Genomic DNA, 15878 nt, shown 5'->3' on the forward strand with positions numbered 1-15878 from the left:
CGGCGACGACGGACCGTGGCAAGGAGTTCAGCGGTCACGAGCGCATCCAGGCGTCACTCGGTGTGCCGATGTATTTCGCCGACCCGTACTCATCGTGGCAACGGGGGAGCAACGAGAACGCCAACGGGCTCCTCCGCGAGTTCTTCCCGAAAGGAACGGACTTCGCGCAGGTGGCGCATGACGAACTCGCGGACGCGCTGACCAAGATCAACGGGCGACCGAGGAAGTGCCTGGACTGGAAAACCGCACACGAGGCCTTCACCGAGGAAGTGTTGCGCTTAATTTGACAAACCATCTTATCATAAAATCCGTTTGTGAAAAAACTATGCATTTTTTGATTAAATCTCTTGTCAATTTTTGAAATGAATTTGATATACTTTTTTGTAATATAGTGATGCTATACTCCTTTTAACAAATCGTTCGTCACTGTATCTTTATCTTTAAAGGAGTACAACTAATGAAAAACAAGGTAATACTTATCGCTTCTAGTGTCTTACTCACAACAACTTTTTCGATGCATAGTCCAAAAGTCGAAGCAAGTAGTGCATATAACGTAAAAGTGAAGACAGACGATCTTCGTGTTCGGACTGGTCCTTCTCTCAATCACAAAATTGTCGGCATCACTAACACTGGGCAGACCTTTTCTTATTTGGGAAAAAAAGGAGCTTGGACAAAAGTACTTTACAAAGGAAACACACGGTATATCTATAGTTCTTACCTAAAAAAATATAAGAGCCACGTTGCCAAAAAAACATCATATAATAACTCTCTTTTTGCTTCTCCTACAGAAGGTCGGCTGACCCAAGGATACGGAAACTCTAATGGTGCTTACGGTTATACATTCCATAATGGCGTTGATCTAGCTGCAGCAAAAGGCACACCCGTCTACGCTTCTGCCAGTGGAAAAGTCATTACATCTAAAAACAGCGGTGCGTACGGTAAACACGTTATGATTTAACATAGTCTACAGAATCAAAAATACGTAACCGTTTATGCTCATATGAACAGCCTTTCGGTAAAAAGTGGTCAGACAGTCTCTAAAGGTATGAAGATTGGAACAGTTGGGAATACAGGAAACTCGTTCGGAAATCATTTGCACTTTGACATTCATAAAAACAGTTATAAATACAGCAGTTATTCTGCAGCGAATAGTGTCAACCCAATGAACTATTTGTAACCTATAAAAAAAGAAAAGATTAGACTGACCTAGCTGTATGAGACACTAATAAAAATACCTTGATTAGGCTACCGCCACACCATATTTTATCGGTGTGAGGTAGCCTAATTTTTCTTGGATACGTTCTTCGTTGTAGTAAGTTAAGTAATTATTCACCCGTTCACGCACTTCATAGTCGCTTAACGAGTTGAACTTGACGTACTGGAACACCTCAGACTTCAAGTTCGAATGAAACGATTCGATCACCGCATTATCCCAACAGTTGCCTCTTCGAGACATGCTGCTCGTCAGATACTTCCTCTTTACGAAATCTTGAAAGGCATATGATGTATAGACACTTCCTTGATCTGAATGGATGATAACCCCTTGGGGATTGTTCCGACTCTCCAACGCCATCCTTAACGTATCGATGACGAGGGGCGTCTGTTGATGATCGTATAGCTTATAGGCAACAATCTCATTGTTGAATAGGTCGATGATCGTGGAGAGGTACTTCGTCGTGCCCCCGTATTGGATGTAGGTGATGTCCGTCACCCACTTCTTATTCGGTCTACTGGCAGTGAAGTCTCGCTTGAGAAGGTCAGGGGCGATGACGATACTCTCACCCTGAGACTTCCATTTTCGTTTGGGTTTGATCCGACACTGGAGATGGTGCTTCTTCATGATTCTCTTCATTTCGAGACTCCGCTAGGATTACAGAAATATGGCTCCTGGCTTCATCGTGATGTGGTCGACTTCTTCCTTCACTACTGCGAAACCATGTTTACTCGATATAAAGGTAAAGTCCGATATTGGATTCCTTTTAATGAAATCAATGTCATGTCGACAAAACCATGGATGGGGGGAGGAATCCCTTCTTCAACGAAAGAATCACAGTTTATCGGTGCATTCCATCAGACGTTGGCGAATGCCAAAGCCGTGACACTTGCCCATGAAATTGATTCAGAGAACAAAGTGGGGATGATGTATAATGGCCACTTCGCATATCCAAACTCCCCAGACCCAGATGACGTCCAACGAACTGAGGAATTCATGCATAAAATGCAGTACTACTGTGAAGTACTTTGTCGTAGCAAATATCCGAACTACATTAAAAAAGAATTAGAGCGCGAGAATATCTCTTTGACGTTTGAAGAAGGAGACGCCGATACATTGTACCGTGGTCCTGTTGATTTTATTTCATATAGCTATTACTTAACTCACCTTATCGTCAAGGAGTCGCCTCTCGAATTCTCTGGTTTGAATGGCGTGAAGACAGGCTATAAAAACCAGCATGTGGAGCAAAGTGAATGGGGATGGAGTATCAATCCGAAAGGCTTGCGCTATTCTTTAAATTATCTATATGATCGATATCAGTTGCCACTTATGATTGTTGAAAACGGTCTCGGGGCCGTTGATGAACTCACCTCAGATAAGAAAGTTCATGACGACTATCGTATCGCCTATCTACGGGATCATATTGAAGAGATGAAAAAAGCAGTTTCCATCGACGGGGTGCCTTTACTCGGTTACATGGCATGGGGACCAATCGATTTAATTGCAGCAAGTACAGGAGAAATGAAGAAGCGGTATGGGTTCATCTATGTAGACTTGGACGACGAAGGGAACGGGACCCTAGAACGGATTAAAAAAGATTCGTTCTACTGGTATAAAAAAGTCATAGCTTCAAATGGAGATGATCTGACTTGAATTAAGACGGATGTATGGAATGATTCGTATCAAAAAAGTATTAAATTCAAGTGTCGTGATTGTCGAGGACAAATCAAAGCTTGAGTACATTTTAATTGGAAAAGGAATTGGTTTCGGGCAGAAAGTCGGAAATGTTGTCGCTCCACCTGAAGCCTCCCAAATGTTCTTACCCGCTGACGATGTCCGTATTAAAGAGTTCATAGGACTGGTGACTGAAATTCCTCCTGAATTCGTCGAGTTCACTCGAGAAATCGTTGCATATGCTGAGGAAAAGCTAGCTACAAAGCTCAATGCCGGTATCTTTTTAACACTGACAGACCACCTTCACTTTGCGGTAAAACGTTATTATAAAGGTATTACTATCAGCAACCGAGTATTTTTGGAAATTCGAAACTATTATCCACAGGAATTCAAGATTGGAAGTTATGCGGTTAATCTCATGAATGAACGATTTAAAATCGAACTGCCTATTAAAGAGGCAGCCAATATTGCTTTTCATATTATCAACACGCAAGGAGAAAGAGAAGAAACACGTGATGGCATGCGCTACGCCAAGATGATTGGGAGTATTGTGAACCTTATTCGATATGCTTACAATATTGAAACCGATGAAGAAGATATTCATTATTCATGATTCATCACACATGTGAAATATTTCGCTGAACGCTTTTATGCTGGAAAAATATTGAATGAAGAATCCGATCAACTATTTGAACAGATTGCGAACATCTACCCAAAGGCCATGAATGGTTCATTCAAAGTACGGGACTACCTTAAACAGTTGCACGGTGTGACAATTCCTAATGAGGAACTAGCTTATCTAGCCGTTCATATTCATCGCCTGACAACTAATATGGATTTGAATAAACAATAACTTTCTTAATTACCTGGTTCTTATTGACGAAGACCAGGTTTTTTCTATACTGAACAAAAAAATATCCATTTTTTATAATCGAGCAGCTATAGGCCGCATGACATATGTGTGTTTTTCACCACTGATTCGATTTCTTTAGGTCGGCGTGACGGGCTCCTTTAATAACTTTTTCAGAAAAGATAAAAGGAAAGAACAACTTTGCTCTTTCCTACAATTTCTAGCCTAGTGTTAGTAATTATTTATACATCGCACGTCTTCATGCTTAGTTTTGGGATGACAGGGTTTCTGTGGTTCGGATTCCGCTACAATCCAACGCCCTCGGCTGAATTGAATCCAAAGGACGATCGCCTTAAAGACGATGTCTAGACCGATGGCGATCCACACTCCTGCAATGCCCATCTGCATCTGAATCGCCAATACATATACTGCCCCAGTCCGGATCACCCACATACCGATCGTGGTCAGATACATTGGAAACTTCGTATTGTTCGCTCCTTGGAATCCACCGGTCAATACAAGGACGACTGCTAGGAAAGGCTGGAAGACCGCTGCTATTTTTAACGCGACATCGATGTCTTTGATGACTTGGGGATCGTCGGTGAAAAGTGAACCTGCCCATCCTCCGAAGAAGAATAAGACGACCCCGAATAAGGACATGAAGCCCATCGCCATGAACGTGCTCAATCTGGCATATTCTTTGGCGGTCTCGTGGTCTCCCGCTCCGATGTTGCGACCGACGAGAATGGTTGCTGCTGTCGCGAAACCATATGCCAACATATAAGAGAACACCTCTAGATTCCCTGCAATTTGATGCGCGGCGAAGGTGTTCGTCCCGAGTACCACGATGAATCCGAAATACACGATCTGTCCGGCTCTCATGACCAATCGCTCGATAGCCGCCGGGCTTCCAAGGTTCACGAGCTCCAACTGGTGTTCGAGATCCGGTCTCCAGAAATCTTTCCTGAAGGCGATGACTTCCGTCTTACGAATATAGTTCATCAATAAGAGCGTCCCGACGAGCCGGGCGATGACGGTCGCGAGTGCCGCTCCGACGAGACCAAGTTCGGGGATGATCCAAAAACCGAAAATCAACATATAGTCGAGCACAATATTGACGACATTGATGACGATGCTCACCTTCATCGGTGATTTTGTATCTCCCGCACCTCGTAAGATACTACTGAGCACAAACATCAATGCCATCACGATCGATGGGATCCCGACAATTTTGAAGTAGGTGCTACCAGCTTCTAAAACGTCATTCTCCACCCCCATCAACCGCAGGAGAGGCTCAGCGAAAAATAGCGTCACGACCCCAAACGTCACCCCGACCACGACAGATAGGACGATGGCCTGCTGCGCGATATGTCTCGCGCGCTCGATTCGTTCTGCGCCTAAGTTATTGGCGACATAAACGTTTACTGCCACACCGATTGCCATAAAGACAGCAAAGTAGATGGCGAGGATGGCATTCGTCACTCCTACCGCTGACACTTCTGCTAGGCCGATTCTTGAGACGAACAGCGTATCGACAAATCCGAGCAACGTTTGGAAAAAATTCTCGGCAACCGCTGGTAACGCGAGTAGAAGGATGAATTTCATCTTGGTTTTTCGATCACCATGAGTGTCCAGCCGCTCACTTTCTATCATCTGAGTCCTCTCCTTCGAAAATTATGCTTACAACGATTACAGGAAAGCGACCCAACGAGGAACCATGGGTCGCTCATGGTCAATCTGAGACACGAATGACGAAAGGATAGGTGTGCACAGTCCCATGGAACTGGAATTCGGCCCAGACCTTGTATAGGCCAGGTTTATGGAAGACCGTCTCAAATTCCGTCGTATCATGAGAAGAAGGATGCACATGGATAAACTGTTCTCCGGCTTCATCCAAGATGACGACATGACCAAGTGCTCCAAGGTATGGCTCCGGGTTACTTTCTTTGGTGTCATAGCTGAAGACAGTCGGGACATGCGCTTTTAAAGAGTCAATCGACAGCTCGACGGTATGACCTTCGATCGTCTTCGTCAGACGCTCATCCACTTTAAGTGACGATTCGATAGAGGAAGAGGACTGATGATCAATCTGTAAGTGAACCGGCTTCACTTGATATGCCAGTCCCTTAGGCTGAATATCCACGAAGAGTTTATACGCCCCTGCCTCAAGTTGGACGGGGTGCTCGAATCGACCCTCACCCTTTTTAAACGGATGGAGGTGTCGGTACTCAGTTAGGTCTTCGTTCACGAGAATCAAATGGAATTCCTTTTCATGGCTGACTTCGAGTTCCGGGGCTTGCTGATGTTGATCCTTTAACTCGATACTGATTTTCCCGAATTCATATTTAGCTTCTACAGACACTTCATTTCCCGTCAAGTTCTTCATATGATGATGTCCATGGTCTTTCACGTTTAACACTCCTTTGTGTAGTCCTTGATCGCACCGTCACTCGACCTCCATTACTTGCAGCAAGAACAACCGATTTTAACGGTCGCCTCCGTTACCTCGTAGCCAGTCTCTTGAATTGCGGTTTCAATCTCAGAAAGTGTGAGTTGGCTTTCATCGAACGTCACGTCCACCTCTCCCGCCGAAAGATTGACCTTCACTGATTCAATACCCGCTAACTTTCCAACGTGTCCTTCAATCTTATTGATACAAGATCCACAAGACATACCCGCTACCTGAAATGTTGATTTTTTCATTATATGTTCCTCCTGATTATTTAATTACCATACATGGGTAGGGTGTAAAAGTATCGATTTTTTTACACCCTCGCCACCTTATGTTCGTGTCCCTCATTGCGCGACACGCTTTCAACAGGTTCTGAGAGTGAGCTATCGTTGCTTATCGTAGCAATGTTAGAATCTCCTCTTTGTTGTTCTCGAAGCCAACAAAGTACTTAACTACTTTTCTCTTTCTGAGCATCCCTTTTTTGTAGAAGACAAACAGTGGTACGATTCGATTTCCTGATATCGCTACCATTTCTTGTTCAAGGTCAAGGTTCACACCCACATCTTTGTTCACATAAGAGACTGAGATTGTTTTTAAGTATTTTTTGGCATCCTGACAATCTGAACACGTCGGACGCGTGTAAAGTTCGAGCTGTAGATCTCTATCCATCCCAATTCCTCCTTTTATTTGATCATCGAAGGCTTGAATCGTTTCAAACGGAGTGCGTTCACCAGGACCGAGACTGAGCTTAAACTCATGGCCGCTCCAGCAAGTATCGGGTTCAATAAGGGCCCACCAAGTAGATAAACAATCCCCATCGCAAACGGGATACCCATGACATTATAGGCAAATGCCCAAAACAGGTTCTGTTTAATATTGCGGATGGTTGACTTGCTCAATTCGACAGCTGTAGGTACATCCATCAAATCGCTTCGCATCAAGACGATGTCTGCAGATTCGATCGCAACGTCAGTACCCGAACCGATCGCGATTCCGATGTCTGCTTGGGCCAAGGCTGGTGCGTCATTGATTCCATCACCGACCATTGCGACCTTCTTCCCTTCGGCCTGTAACTTCTTCACTTCGTTCGCTTTATCTTCAGGTAACACTTCACTCAGTACCCGATCGATCCCGACCTGTCTCGCAATCGCCATGGCCGTACCTTTGTTGTCTCCGGTGATCATGGCTACTTCGATACCCATTCGTTGAAGTTTCTGAATGGCTTTACGACTGTTTTCTTTGACGGTGTCTGCGACAGCGATGATCCCTGCGATTTGTTGGTCAATCGCGATATACATCGGCGTCTTGCCTTGGTGTGCGAGTTTGTCTGAAGCGCCTTCAAGGACATCCAGTGAGATGCCGCGGTCTTTCATCAATTTTCTGTTTCCGGCAAGCAAGACTTTTCCGTCGATCAGGACTTCGATCCCGTGCCCTGGGATGGCTTCAAAACGATCGATATCCATGACACGCATCATTCTGTCCTCTGCCGCTCTTACGATTGCTTCGCCCAATGGATGTTCAGACCCTTTTTCAGCGGAAGCGGTCAAGCGTAACAACTCATCTTCTTGATGTCCATTCACTGTCACGATATTTGTCACTTTCGGTTTTCCTTCAGTGATCGTCCCTGTCTTGTCGAACACGATCGTCTGGACTTTATGGGTCGTCTCCAAGGCGCCGCCACTCTTGATCAACACACCATTCTCAGCACCTTTGCCCGTACCCACCATGATTGCTGTTGGTGTGGCCAAACCTAGTGCACAAGGGCAGGCGATGACCAGTACTGAAATCGTGATCGTTAAGGCGAAGAGGCCGGTCTGACCGCCTAAATACCATGCAATTCCTGAAAGGATCGCGACGACGATGACAATCGGTACAAAGTATCCGGAGATGATATCGGCCAGTTTTGCGATAGGAGCTCGAGAGCCCTGTGCATCCTCGACCAATTTGATGATTTGAGATAGCGCCGTATCCTTACCGACTTTCGTGGCTCGGTATTGGATGATCCCGTTCTTGTTGATGCTGGCACCGATGACTTGAGCACCCACATTTTTTTCAACAGGGATACTTTCACCGGTCAGCATGGATTCGTCTACAGACGTATTACCTGATAGAACCACGCCATCCACCGGAATCTTCTCACCAGGCTTTACGATAATCGTGTCGCCGACGATGACTTCGTCGATTGATACTTCTAACTCTTGTCCGTTACGGACGACCTTTGCCGTCTTAGGTGCCAGTCCCATCAATTTTTCAATCGCTTCGGATGTTTTACCCATCGACCGGACTTCAAGATATTTACCTAATGTGATCAGCGTGAGAATGACTGCGGCTGTCTCATAGTAGAGGCTATTCACGTATCCCTCATAACCTGAGAGGATAGCCATGGTGGCACCGACGCTATAGAAGAAGGCTGCGCTCGTCCCTAGGGCGACAAGTGAATCCATATTCGGATGCCCTCGGAACAATGTCTTAAATCCTACGGAGAAGAATTTCCATCCGAACAACATCACTGGGATGGTCATCATGAGCTGCAAGACAGCGAACAATTCTGGGTTCATCGTTGGATCCAATGCCATCGGTAGGGGTAGGCCGATTATATGCCCCATCGCCACATAGAGTAATGGAATCGTGAAAATCGCCGATCCTACAAATCGGTTCCACATCGATTGAATTTTTTTCAGTTTCTTTTCTTTCTCTGTATCTTGGCCATCCGTTGATTCTTGATCTTCTCTTGCCTCATATCCGACGTTTGCCACCACTCGGACGACATCTGATACAGTCACCAGCTGAGGATCATATCGAATGACTAATTTTTCTGTCGCCAGGTTCACATTCGACTCAGTCACACCCACCATTTTCCTCGTGGCCTTCTCAATCGTCTGCACACACGAGGCACAAGTCATCCCTGTGATGACAAATGATCTTTGCTCGGTCTCGGTTGAGGCCTTGTAGCCAGCCTTCTCGACGGTCGTCTGAATATCCAGCGGCGAGATTTTCGTCTCATCGTAATGAATGCTCAATTTCCCAGTCGCTAGGTTGACGTTGGAGGTCACTACGCCAGGCAATTTTTTTGTTGCTTTTTCAACTGTCTGAACGCAGGACGCACAGGTCATCCCTTCCACGGCAAATGTCTTACTCTCCATATCGTCTTACCTCCATTATTATTGGGCTGATTCGACTTCGTAACCGACCTCGCCCACAACTTCTTTAAATTCATTCACATCTAGTCGTGTTTCATCGTACTTCACTTTTGCGATGCCTTTCTTTAAGTTGACTTTCGCACTTTCAACCCCATTCAGACCTTCAAGTGCTGACTCGACTTTGTTGACACAATGAGCGCATGACATACCTTTAATCGTTAAAATCGTTTTTTTCATCTTGAGTCTCCTCCTATTCACTACATTCATGACATCATTTCAAACTCAATGTCTGGATCCACAAGAATGGTCCTGACATCTGCATTGACCCGGGGTACAGGTGCATGGAATGTCCTCCACCGCTTCACTTTCCTTCATCTCAAGGATTTTTTTGAGATTCTCGATATCCTGTACACTCAGTTTCGCCTGTGTGATCATCGTTCCGATTGTGTTACCGACATCCCTGTCACAGATATGATCGAGTAGATCGTGTAACGTCTCTCTGATGACGTCACCTTCAACGACGTTCGCGGAGTAGATGAATTTCTTCCCCTCGGCCTCGGTTGAGAGCATCCCTTTTTTCACGAGCCTTCCAATGAATGTCTTCGTCGTCGCAGGCTTCCAGCTCATCTTCTTTTCCAATACCTCGATGATTTCTTTACTGGTCACGTGCTTTTGGGCCCAAACGACACGCATGACTTCCCATTCTGAATCCGTGATTTGTTTTTCGACATGTTCAGCCATTTGTCTAACCTCCAAATTTTAAGTTTACAATCGTAAACGTTTTATTTGATTTCAGTTTACAATCGTAAACGTCGTCTGTCAACCATTATGTTTTTGGGTTCGCTATTCAGTCTTGATAGGCTATATTCTTGTCTAGAAAACGCATCTGGATATCCTTCAGCAACGCTTTCAAATAGTAGTGCGAGCTGACGGCATCCCGGGCACCAATCGGCGGTGAACTTTAAGACTACAGGCTGCGTAGAGTGATTAACCATTTGCAAATCAGATAATTGAAATTTCGAAAGCATTTTTTCTCCTCTCTTTTCGTTTACGTTTGTAATCGATTTAAGTTTACAACTGTAAACTTTATTTGTCAATCTATATATTCGTGTCCATTTTGTATGTTTCTTTAAGCTTATTGTTTCTCTCAAAACACTAATTCGATTCGTACTTAGTTGGGTCGTATTTATTTTGAACTCATACAGCTTTAAATTGTTAACTACTGTCATCTCTTATATGATGTAATAAAACAAAGTAGGAATTGTCTTAAGCGTTTTGTTGCTTAGTCGCTAGGATTAAATAGATGATTCGACTACTAGCTTACTATTGAGACATTCTCATAAGTAAAAAGTGTAGGAAGGTATACATTTCGACGTCGAAATGTATACCTTCCTACACCACAAAGTGCCAGTTTATGAGTGATTTTTTTTATAACAACTTGTATTTATATGATTTAAATATAGGAACTACATATGCTGTATACAAAATAATAACCAAATGAGGGATTAGAATTGGAATCAAACGAGACCAAGGTGACGTCATTCCGCGTGTCACAAGAAGTGAAAGAACATATTCAGCGTTTAATGGAGCAACGTCAAATATTAACCAACCAATTATTCGAGCAATTAATATCATTGGCCGATAAACAGTCACCGGACCCCTTAGTCGTCAAGGAGAACGAATCACTCGAAGCAGCACTGAATCAAGTGCTTGCCCTGTTCAATGAACGAGCCACTCGACTAGAAACGCAACAAAAAGAACATGAGCGAATCAACGCGCGATATAAAAATACCATTCATAACCTTGAACAAAGCGTAATTGCAGAAGCTGAACGACTCCAAGAGGAGTATGAGCGAAAGGTGTCGTCACATGAAATTGCACTCACTCAATTACAAAATCAAATCAACCAACTAATCGCTGAAAAGAGAATCGTTGAAGACGCATTGGAAACAGAACGTGTGTCTAACAAAGAAGAACTAAAAGAGCAGAAAAAAACAGTTTTTCATCTAGAAGGAGACATGAAAAAGCTAGAAGATGAACGTAGCCAGCTCTACCGGCAAAATCAAAGTCTTATGGACGCTGTCGACGACTTAAAAGCTCGTACACGCCGTCTTGACCAGCTTGAAGAAGAGAACCAGAAACTGCACTTAGAAGTCCAGCTCCTCCGTCGAGAGAAAGAGACATTCGAGAACCGGTTACAGGAGCAGGTCGAGCTCGCGGTCCTGCGTGAGCGTAATACCCAACAAAATAAACAATGATACGAAAAGGGTACTAGACTGAGTCAACCAGTGACTGAATCTAGTACCCTTATGTTTATTACAAAGAAAGTATTTAACGGTTTGAAGAAGTCATTTGATACATGTTCAATGATTTGACCAAAAAACTTCATTCATACGTAGAATCATAACCTCATGAGAGTATAAAGAATGACTCCGCTTGGTCCAATTAAGATTTCACCTGCAATCCACGCACCTTGAATCGATTACGCTTTTCTTCTAATTTCACTTTCATATCTACCGAGAACGTACTTTCAGGAGTGTTGTAGGCACGCCGTGCTGCCATACTAAGCATTTTTGCCACATCCTCTGCCCGGTCGTCCTGTAAATCATGCAGTGAAGATCGAACATACTGGCGAGCCATTTCTCGGTCACGTAGCGATTCAGGGACCGATACATGACGACTTAAGGCCAGGGCCCATTGAGCCGTCTCTAAGCGATAGCTTGTCCCGCCTGCCTGCATACGATTCAGTTCATCCGCTAGCTCGCTTTGCAGAAGTACATGATTACTGTCTGACATCGGTCACCCTCCTCTACTCTTCTTTTGATTTATTATATACCCTTTTCCCGAAAAATTCGACTCAAGTCATGCACGTTACAAAATGGATTGTCCCACGTCACGTTTGCTTTGTATTCCTCTACAAGGTCGAGAAGTTTATCTTTATCGCAAAGTGCCAATAGATTCGTTTTTTCGAGATCCTCTAGATCCTTTTGGCGAGAGGAGAAAATCTTGGTACATGCTAAAAGTTCAATGTCGGGGATATACACATCAATCGCCTCGAACAGCCCTTCAATCTTATGCCGGAATTCATTTTCCCTAAAGTCTTCACGGGGTGGGAACTGAATCACCCCTTCGACAATTTCAATTTCATATTCATGAAGCGCCTCTTTCAATTCAGGTGTCACGACGCCCTCCGTCACGCGAATATCAATATCTCGCGTCGGACGATACTGAACTGCCCCCCGTCAAGTAGACAGGGCAAATAATGAAAACCGAACTAGGCGGTTTGAGACCTGTATTCGACAGGGCTCAAGCCGTTTAGCCGTTTCTGGAAACGGTCATGGTTGTAGAACGATATGTAGGTCTCGATGGCCGATGTGAGTTCGCTATAGGCCTGAAACTCACGCAGGTAGTACATCTCGACTTTCAGGGTACCCCAAAAGCTCTCGATCGGGGCGTTGTCGATGCAACGTCCGACCCGGGACATGCTGTGGGTCAGTCCCGCGTCTTCCACCATGCGTTTGAACCCTCTCGAGGTATATTGGCGCTATGGATCATCGGACGCGCTCCTGTGCGGAGCCCCGTGATGGCTGGCATCATCGTCTGGAAGACGAGAACGTTGTTGTTGGACTTTCCGATGCGATAGGCGACGATCGAGCCGTCGTACAGGTCGATGATTGCGCTCAGGTATGCCTTTTTCCCGGCACCATATTTAAACTCGGTGACGTCGGTGCACCATTTCTCGTCCGGTCGGGACGCGCTGAACTCTCGGTTCATCAGATTCTCGGCCACGTGCTGCGGCGTTGACTTCTTATGCTTCTTCCGCTTCCGGCGGATGACCGATTGGATCCCATGGATATGCATCAAGCGATAGACTCGCTTTTCATTGAACGGGGACAGTCCTTGTTGTCGGCGCAACCGGTTGATCGTCATCGTGATCCGACGGTACCCGTATGTGCCGTTCGCCTGGTCATAGAGTAGACGGATGTCCTCCAGAAGCTTCTCGTTCTCTTCTTGACGCACCGGTATGGTGCGATTCAACCATTTGTAATAGGCCGCACGTGAGATGCCAGCTGGGAAACCTGGGTCTATCAAGGATTGGCGGTTCTAATAGTGGGTTGCCCGTGTGCCTTAGTCACTTCGACGCCGATTTCGATTGTTTCCGCCATCGGTAATGCTGCCAAAAAAGGGGTCTTGATTAAAGGCGGCGTATACCTGGAAGAAATGGGCGCGCTGAAAGCTATTGCATTTGACAAAACCGGTACCCTGACCAAAGGTGTACCTGTCGTCACAGACTTTAAAATCACGAACAAGCAGGTAAACGAGAGAGAACTGCTTTCTATCGTGACGGCATTGGAATATCGTTCTCAGCATCCGTTGGCCTCTGCCATCATGAAAAAAGCGGACGAGGAAAACATACCTTACACCTCTATCAGAGTTGAGGACTTCTCTTCCATCACAGGAAAAGGCATTAAAGGAACGATAGACGGCACCACCTACTTTATCGGAAGCCCGCTTCTCTTTAACGAGCTAGGTGTTGAAAGTATTGATAATAATCTGGACCAAACCGTAACGGCTCTGCAACAGCAAGGTAAGACTTCGATGATTATCGGAACGAAACAAAGCATATTGGCGGTTATCGCCGTAGCCGACGAAGTCCGGGAATCCAGCAAAGAAATCATCCGGAAACTACATGATATGGGTATTAAAAAGACAATTATGCTGACGGGTGACAACAAAGGGACAGGCAAAGCTATCGGCCAGCAAGTTGGCGTCAACGAAATCCAGGCAGAATTGATGCCAGAGGATAAATTAAATGTCATTAAACGCTTGCGAGCTGAGTACGACAATGTCGCGATGGTCGGGGACGGCGTAAATGACGCTCCGGCACTCGCTGCCTCTACTGTTGGAATTGCCATGGGTGGTGCTGGAACGGATACCGCTTTGGAAACAGCAGATGTCGCCCTGATGGGCGACGATTTGAGCAAACTACCGTTTACGATAAAATTGAGCCGAAAATCCCTAAATATTATCAAAGTGAACATCGCGTTCGCTATCAGTATCAAAGCGATTGCATTACTCTTGGTCATCCCGGGCTGGCTCACCCTATGGATAGCTATTATGTCCGATATGGGGGCAACTCTTCTGGTAGCACTGAACAGTTTAAGACTGATGAATGTCAAAGAATAAAAAAACAAAAATATTCATTTTTATATCCTCGAATTTGTATTGGGTATGATAAAAATAAATGATCTCTGTTTTTTAAGACGGCTTTAAGATGACTTCGGTATTGTTCCCGAGTCATCTTTTTAGGTTTCATTATCAGCTTTTTTATCATCAGACAGTTTTAATCGAGGCCGAACCTTATTCATTGACCGGAATATTCTCCGAAGTATGGAAAGAAAATCCGGTCGATAGGTCTACTAAACTATGACAATTAAATCTAAATATTTGAACGTTCGTTTTGGAATCATTCATTCATTCGAATACATCCTATTTTAAGAGACGAAATTTCGATAGTGTTCAAAAAAAAAACGAATGAGGGGGTTTCTAAATATACCCTCATTCGATATTCAGTTTCCTTGCACGTAGAAAAGTATTTATTGGTATCAGACGGTATGAAGTATAGAATTTTTACTCATATGTCGAACCTCAGTGTGGATTTGGTGCAAGGATGACTTATTTCTTTAGTTGTGTTTTTTTGATTCTAACTCTATTGTAGAATGTTTAATATCTAGTTTTGAAGTCACTTCTTTGACTTTTTGTTTAACAATAGTTGAATCCTTTAGATTCATCTCTTCTACTATTAAGTGTAAATTCATGGCGTTATCTTCGCCATCAATTGACCAGACATATAGGTTTTGAACAGAAATCACTTCTTCAATACCTTCAATCTTTTGCTTCACCTCATCGATGTCAATACCATCAGGGACAGCACCTAAAAGTATTTTCATTGTTTTAACTAAATTACGAAACACATTCACTAATATAAACAACGCAATAGCAATTGATAGGATGGGGTCAAGTATATGTATATCCTTGAAGAGTAAAACTATCCCTACTACAAGAACGGCAATCCAACCTAAAACATCTTCTAAAAGGTGCCAAGATAGTACTCCCTCATTTACTGATTTTCCTTTGTGTAGACGGAATGCCGCAAAACCATTTAAAAGCACACCAAAAATTGCAAACCAAATCATTCCTTGTGCATTAGAATGCTCCGGTTCAAACAGTAGAGGAATTGCTTGAGTAAAAATATATACAGATCCAATTATTAATATTGTCGCATTTATTAATGCTCCTAAAAGGGAAAAACGATTATATCCAAAAGTGAAGTTATGATCGGGTTTTTTGTTCGAAAATTTTTGTAAGAACCAGGACAGGCCCAATGCAAGAGCATCACCTAAATCGTGAATGGCGTCCGACATGATTGCAACACTATTAATCAAAAATCCCCCGATAAATTCACCAATCGAGAAAACAAGATTAATTATAAATGCTAGTTTGATATTTTTTGATGCCTTATCAGTACTCGCCATTGTTCGATCTCTC

General features: G+C 44.1%; 14 protein-coding genes and 5 pseudogenes. 6 read left to right on the top strand and 13 right to left on the bottom strand.

The annotated features are described in order from the left end of the window. Window positions 1-287: IS30 family transposase (locus KNP06_RS14645; protein ID WP_214789480.1), on the top strand; the 287-nt coding region annotated here is incomplete at its 5' end. 227 nt (window positions 288-514) lie between these two features. Further along, window positions 515-1177: pseudogene (locus KNP06_RS14650) on the top strand (peptidoglycan DD-metalloendopeptidase family protein). Between the two features lie 63 nt (window positions 1178-1240). Here KNP06_RS14650 and KNP06_RS14655 read toward each other — a convergent pair. Further along, on the bottom strand, window positions 1241-1852 hold the full coding sequence (locus KNP06_RS14655; protein WP_251129770.1) for an IS3 family transposase: 612 nt from the start codon (window positions 1850-1852) through the stop codon (window positions 1241-1243). Here KNP06_RS14655 and KNP06_RS14660 point away from each other — a divergent pair. Together KNP06_RS14660 and KNP06_RS14665 are read left to right on the top strand one after the other, a co-directional pair. Further along, window positions 1826-2866: a glycoside hydrolase family 1 protein gene (locus KNP06_RS14660; RefSeq protein WP_214712740.1), complete on the top strand. Its 1041-nt coding sequence runs from the start codon at window positions 1826-1828 to the stop codon at window positions 2864-2866. The genes KNP06_RS14655 and KNP06_RS14660 overlap by 27 nt on opposite strands. Window positions 2867-2885: 19 nt before the next feature. Further along, window positions 2886-3740: pseudogene (locus KNP06_RS14665) on the top strand (PRD domain-containing protein). Between the two features lie 228 nt (window positions 3741-3968). Here the strand turns inward: KNP06_RS14665 and KNP06_RS14670 are convergent. The 8 genes from KNP06_RS14670 to KNP06_RS15500 all read right to left on the bottom strand — a co-directional run bounded on the left by KNP06_RS14670 (window position 3969) and on the right by KNP06_RS15500 (window position 10558). Beyond that, on the bottom strand, window positions 3969-5390 hold the full coding sequence (locus KNP06_RS14670) for an MATE family efflux transporter (protein WP_214712742.1): 1422 nt from the start codon (window positions 5388-5390) through the stop codon (window positions 3969-3971). Between the two features lie 79 nt (window positions 5391-5469). Further along, window positions 5470-6147 (bottom strand): hypothetical protein, encoded by a 678-nt coding sequence (locus KNP06_RS14675; RefSeq protein ID WP_236355812.1) that lies wholly within the window; start codon window positions 6145-6147, stop codon window positions 5470-5472. Between the two features lie 50 nt (window positions 6148-6197). Beyond that, complete coding sequence (locus tag KNP06_RS14680; protein ID WP_051627724.1) at window positions 6198-6440, bottom strand: heavy-metal-associated domain-containing protein; 243 nt, start codon at window positions 6438-6440, stop codon at window positions 6198-6200. A 142-nt stretch (window positions 6441-6582) separates the two neighbouring features. After that, window positions 6583-6858, bottom strand: a complete 276-nt coding sequence (locus KNP06_RS14685) for a glutaredoxin family protein (protein WP_029595503.1) — start codon at window positions 6856-6858, stop codon at window positions 6583-6585. 14 nt (window positions 6859-6872) lie between these two features. Further along, on the bottom strand, window positions 6873-9332 hold the full coding sequence (locus tag KNP06_RS14690) for a heavy metal translocating P-type ATPase (RefSeq protein ID WP_214712744.1): 2460 nt from the start codon (window positions 9330-9332) through the stop codon (window positions 6873-6875). 18 nt (window positions 9333-9350) lie between these two features. Further along, window positions 9351-9566 (bottom strand): heavy-metal-associated domain-containing protein, encoded by a 216-nt coding sequence (locus tag KNP06_RS14695; RefSeq protein ID WP_029336168.1) that lies wholly within the window; start codon window positions 9564-9566, stop codon window positions 9351-9353. Window positions 9567-9611: 45 nt separating this feature from the next. Beyond that, window positions 9612-10070, bottom strand: a complete 459-nt coding sequence (locus KNP06_RS14700; protein WP_214712746.1) for a CopY/TcrY family copper transport repressor — start codon at window positions 10068-10070, stop codon at window positions 9612-9614. A gap of 56 nt (window positions 10071-10126) precedes the next feature. After that, window positions 10127-10558 carry a thioredoxin family protein gene (locus tag KNP06_RS15500; protein ID WP_353048616.1) on the bottom strand — a complete coding sequence of 144 codons (432 nt, stop codon included), beginning with the start codon at window positions 10556-10558 and terminating at the stop codon, window positions 10127-10129. Between the two features lie 282 nt (window positions 10559-10840). On the opposite strand from KNP06_RS15500, the gene KNP06_RS14710 reads away from it, so the two are divergent. Then, a complete protein-coding gene (locus KNP06_RS14710) occupies window positions 10841-11587 on the top strand; it encodes a coiled-coil domain-containing protein (RefSeq protein WP_214712748.1) in 747 nt (248 codons plus the stop codon). A 187-nt stretch (window positions 11588-11774) separates the two neighbouring features. Here KNP06_RS14710 and KNP06_RS14715 read toward each other — a convergent pair whose 3' ends face one another. The 3 genes and pseudogenes from KNP06_RS14715 to KNP06_RS14725 form a co-directional block, all read right to left on the bottom strand. Next, window positions 11775-12125, bottom strand: coding sequence for a hypothetical protein (locus KNP06_RS14715; protein ID WP_214712749.1), 351 nt, complete (start codon window positions 12123-12125; stop codon window positions 11775-11777). Between the two features lie 32 nt (window positions 12126-12157). Then, window positions 12158-12544 (bottom strand): annotated as a pseudogene (locus KNP06_RS14720) (DUF6036 family nucleotidyltransferase); the annotation flags it as partial. Window positions 12545-12603: 59 nt separating this feature from the next. Continuing rightward, window positions 12604-13400: pseudogene (locus KNP06_RS14725) on the bottom strand (IS3 family transposase); the annotation flags it as partial. Here KNP06_RS14725 and KNP06_RS14730 point away from each other — a divergent pair. Further along, window positions 13392-14516, top strand: a pseudogene (locus tag KNP06_RS14730) (heavy metal translocating P-type ATPase); the annotation flags it as partial. The pseudogenes KNP06_RS14725 and KNP06_RS14730 overlap by 9 nt on opposite strands. Window positions 14517-15013: 497 nt before the next feature. On the opposite strand, the gene KNP06_RS14735 reads toward KNP06_RS14730, so the two are convergent. Then, on the bottom strand, window positions 15014-15865 hold the full coding sequence (locus tag KNP06_RS14735) for a cation diffusion facilitator family transporter (RefSeq protein WP_029336174.1): 852 nt from the start codon (window positions 15863-15865) through the stop codon (window positions 15014-15016). Between the last annotated feature and the right edge of the window lie 13 nt (window positions 15866-15878).

It is taken from the genome of Exiguobacterium sp. s21, assembly GCF_018617975.1.
GTDB classification, from domain to species: Bacteria; Bacillota; Bacilli; order Exiguobacteriales; family Exiguobacteriaceae; genus Exiguobacterium; species Exiguobacterium mexicanum_A.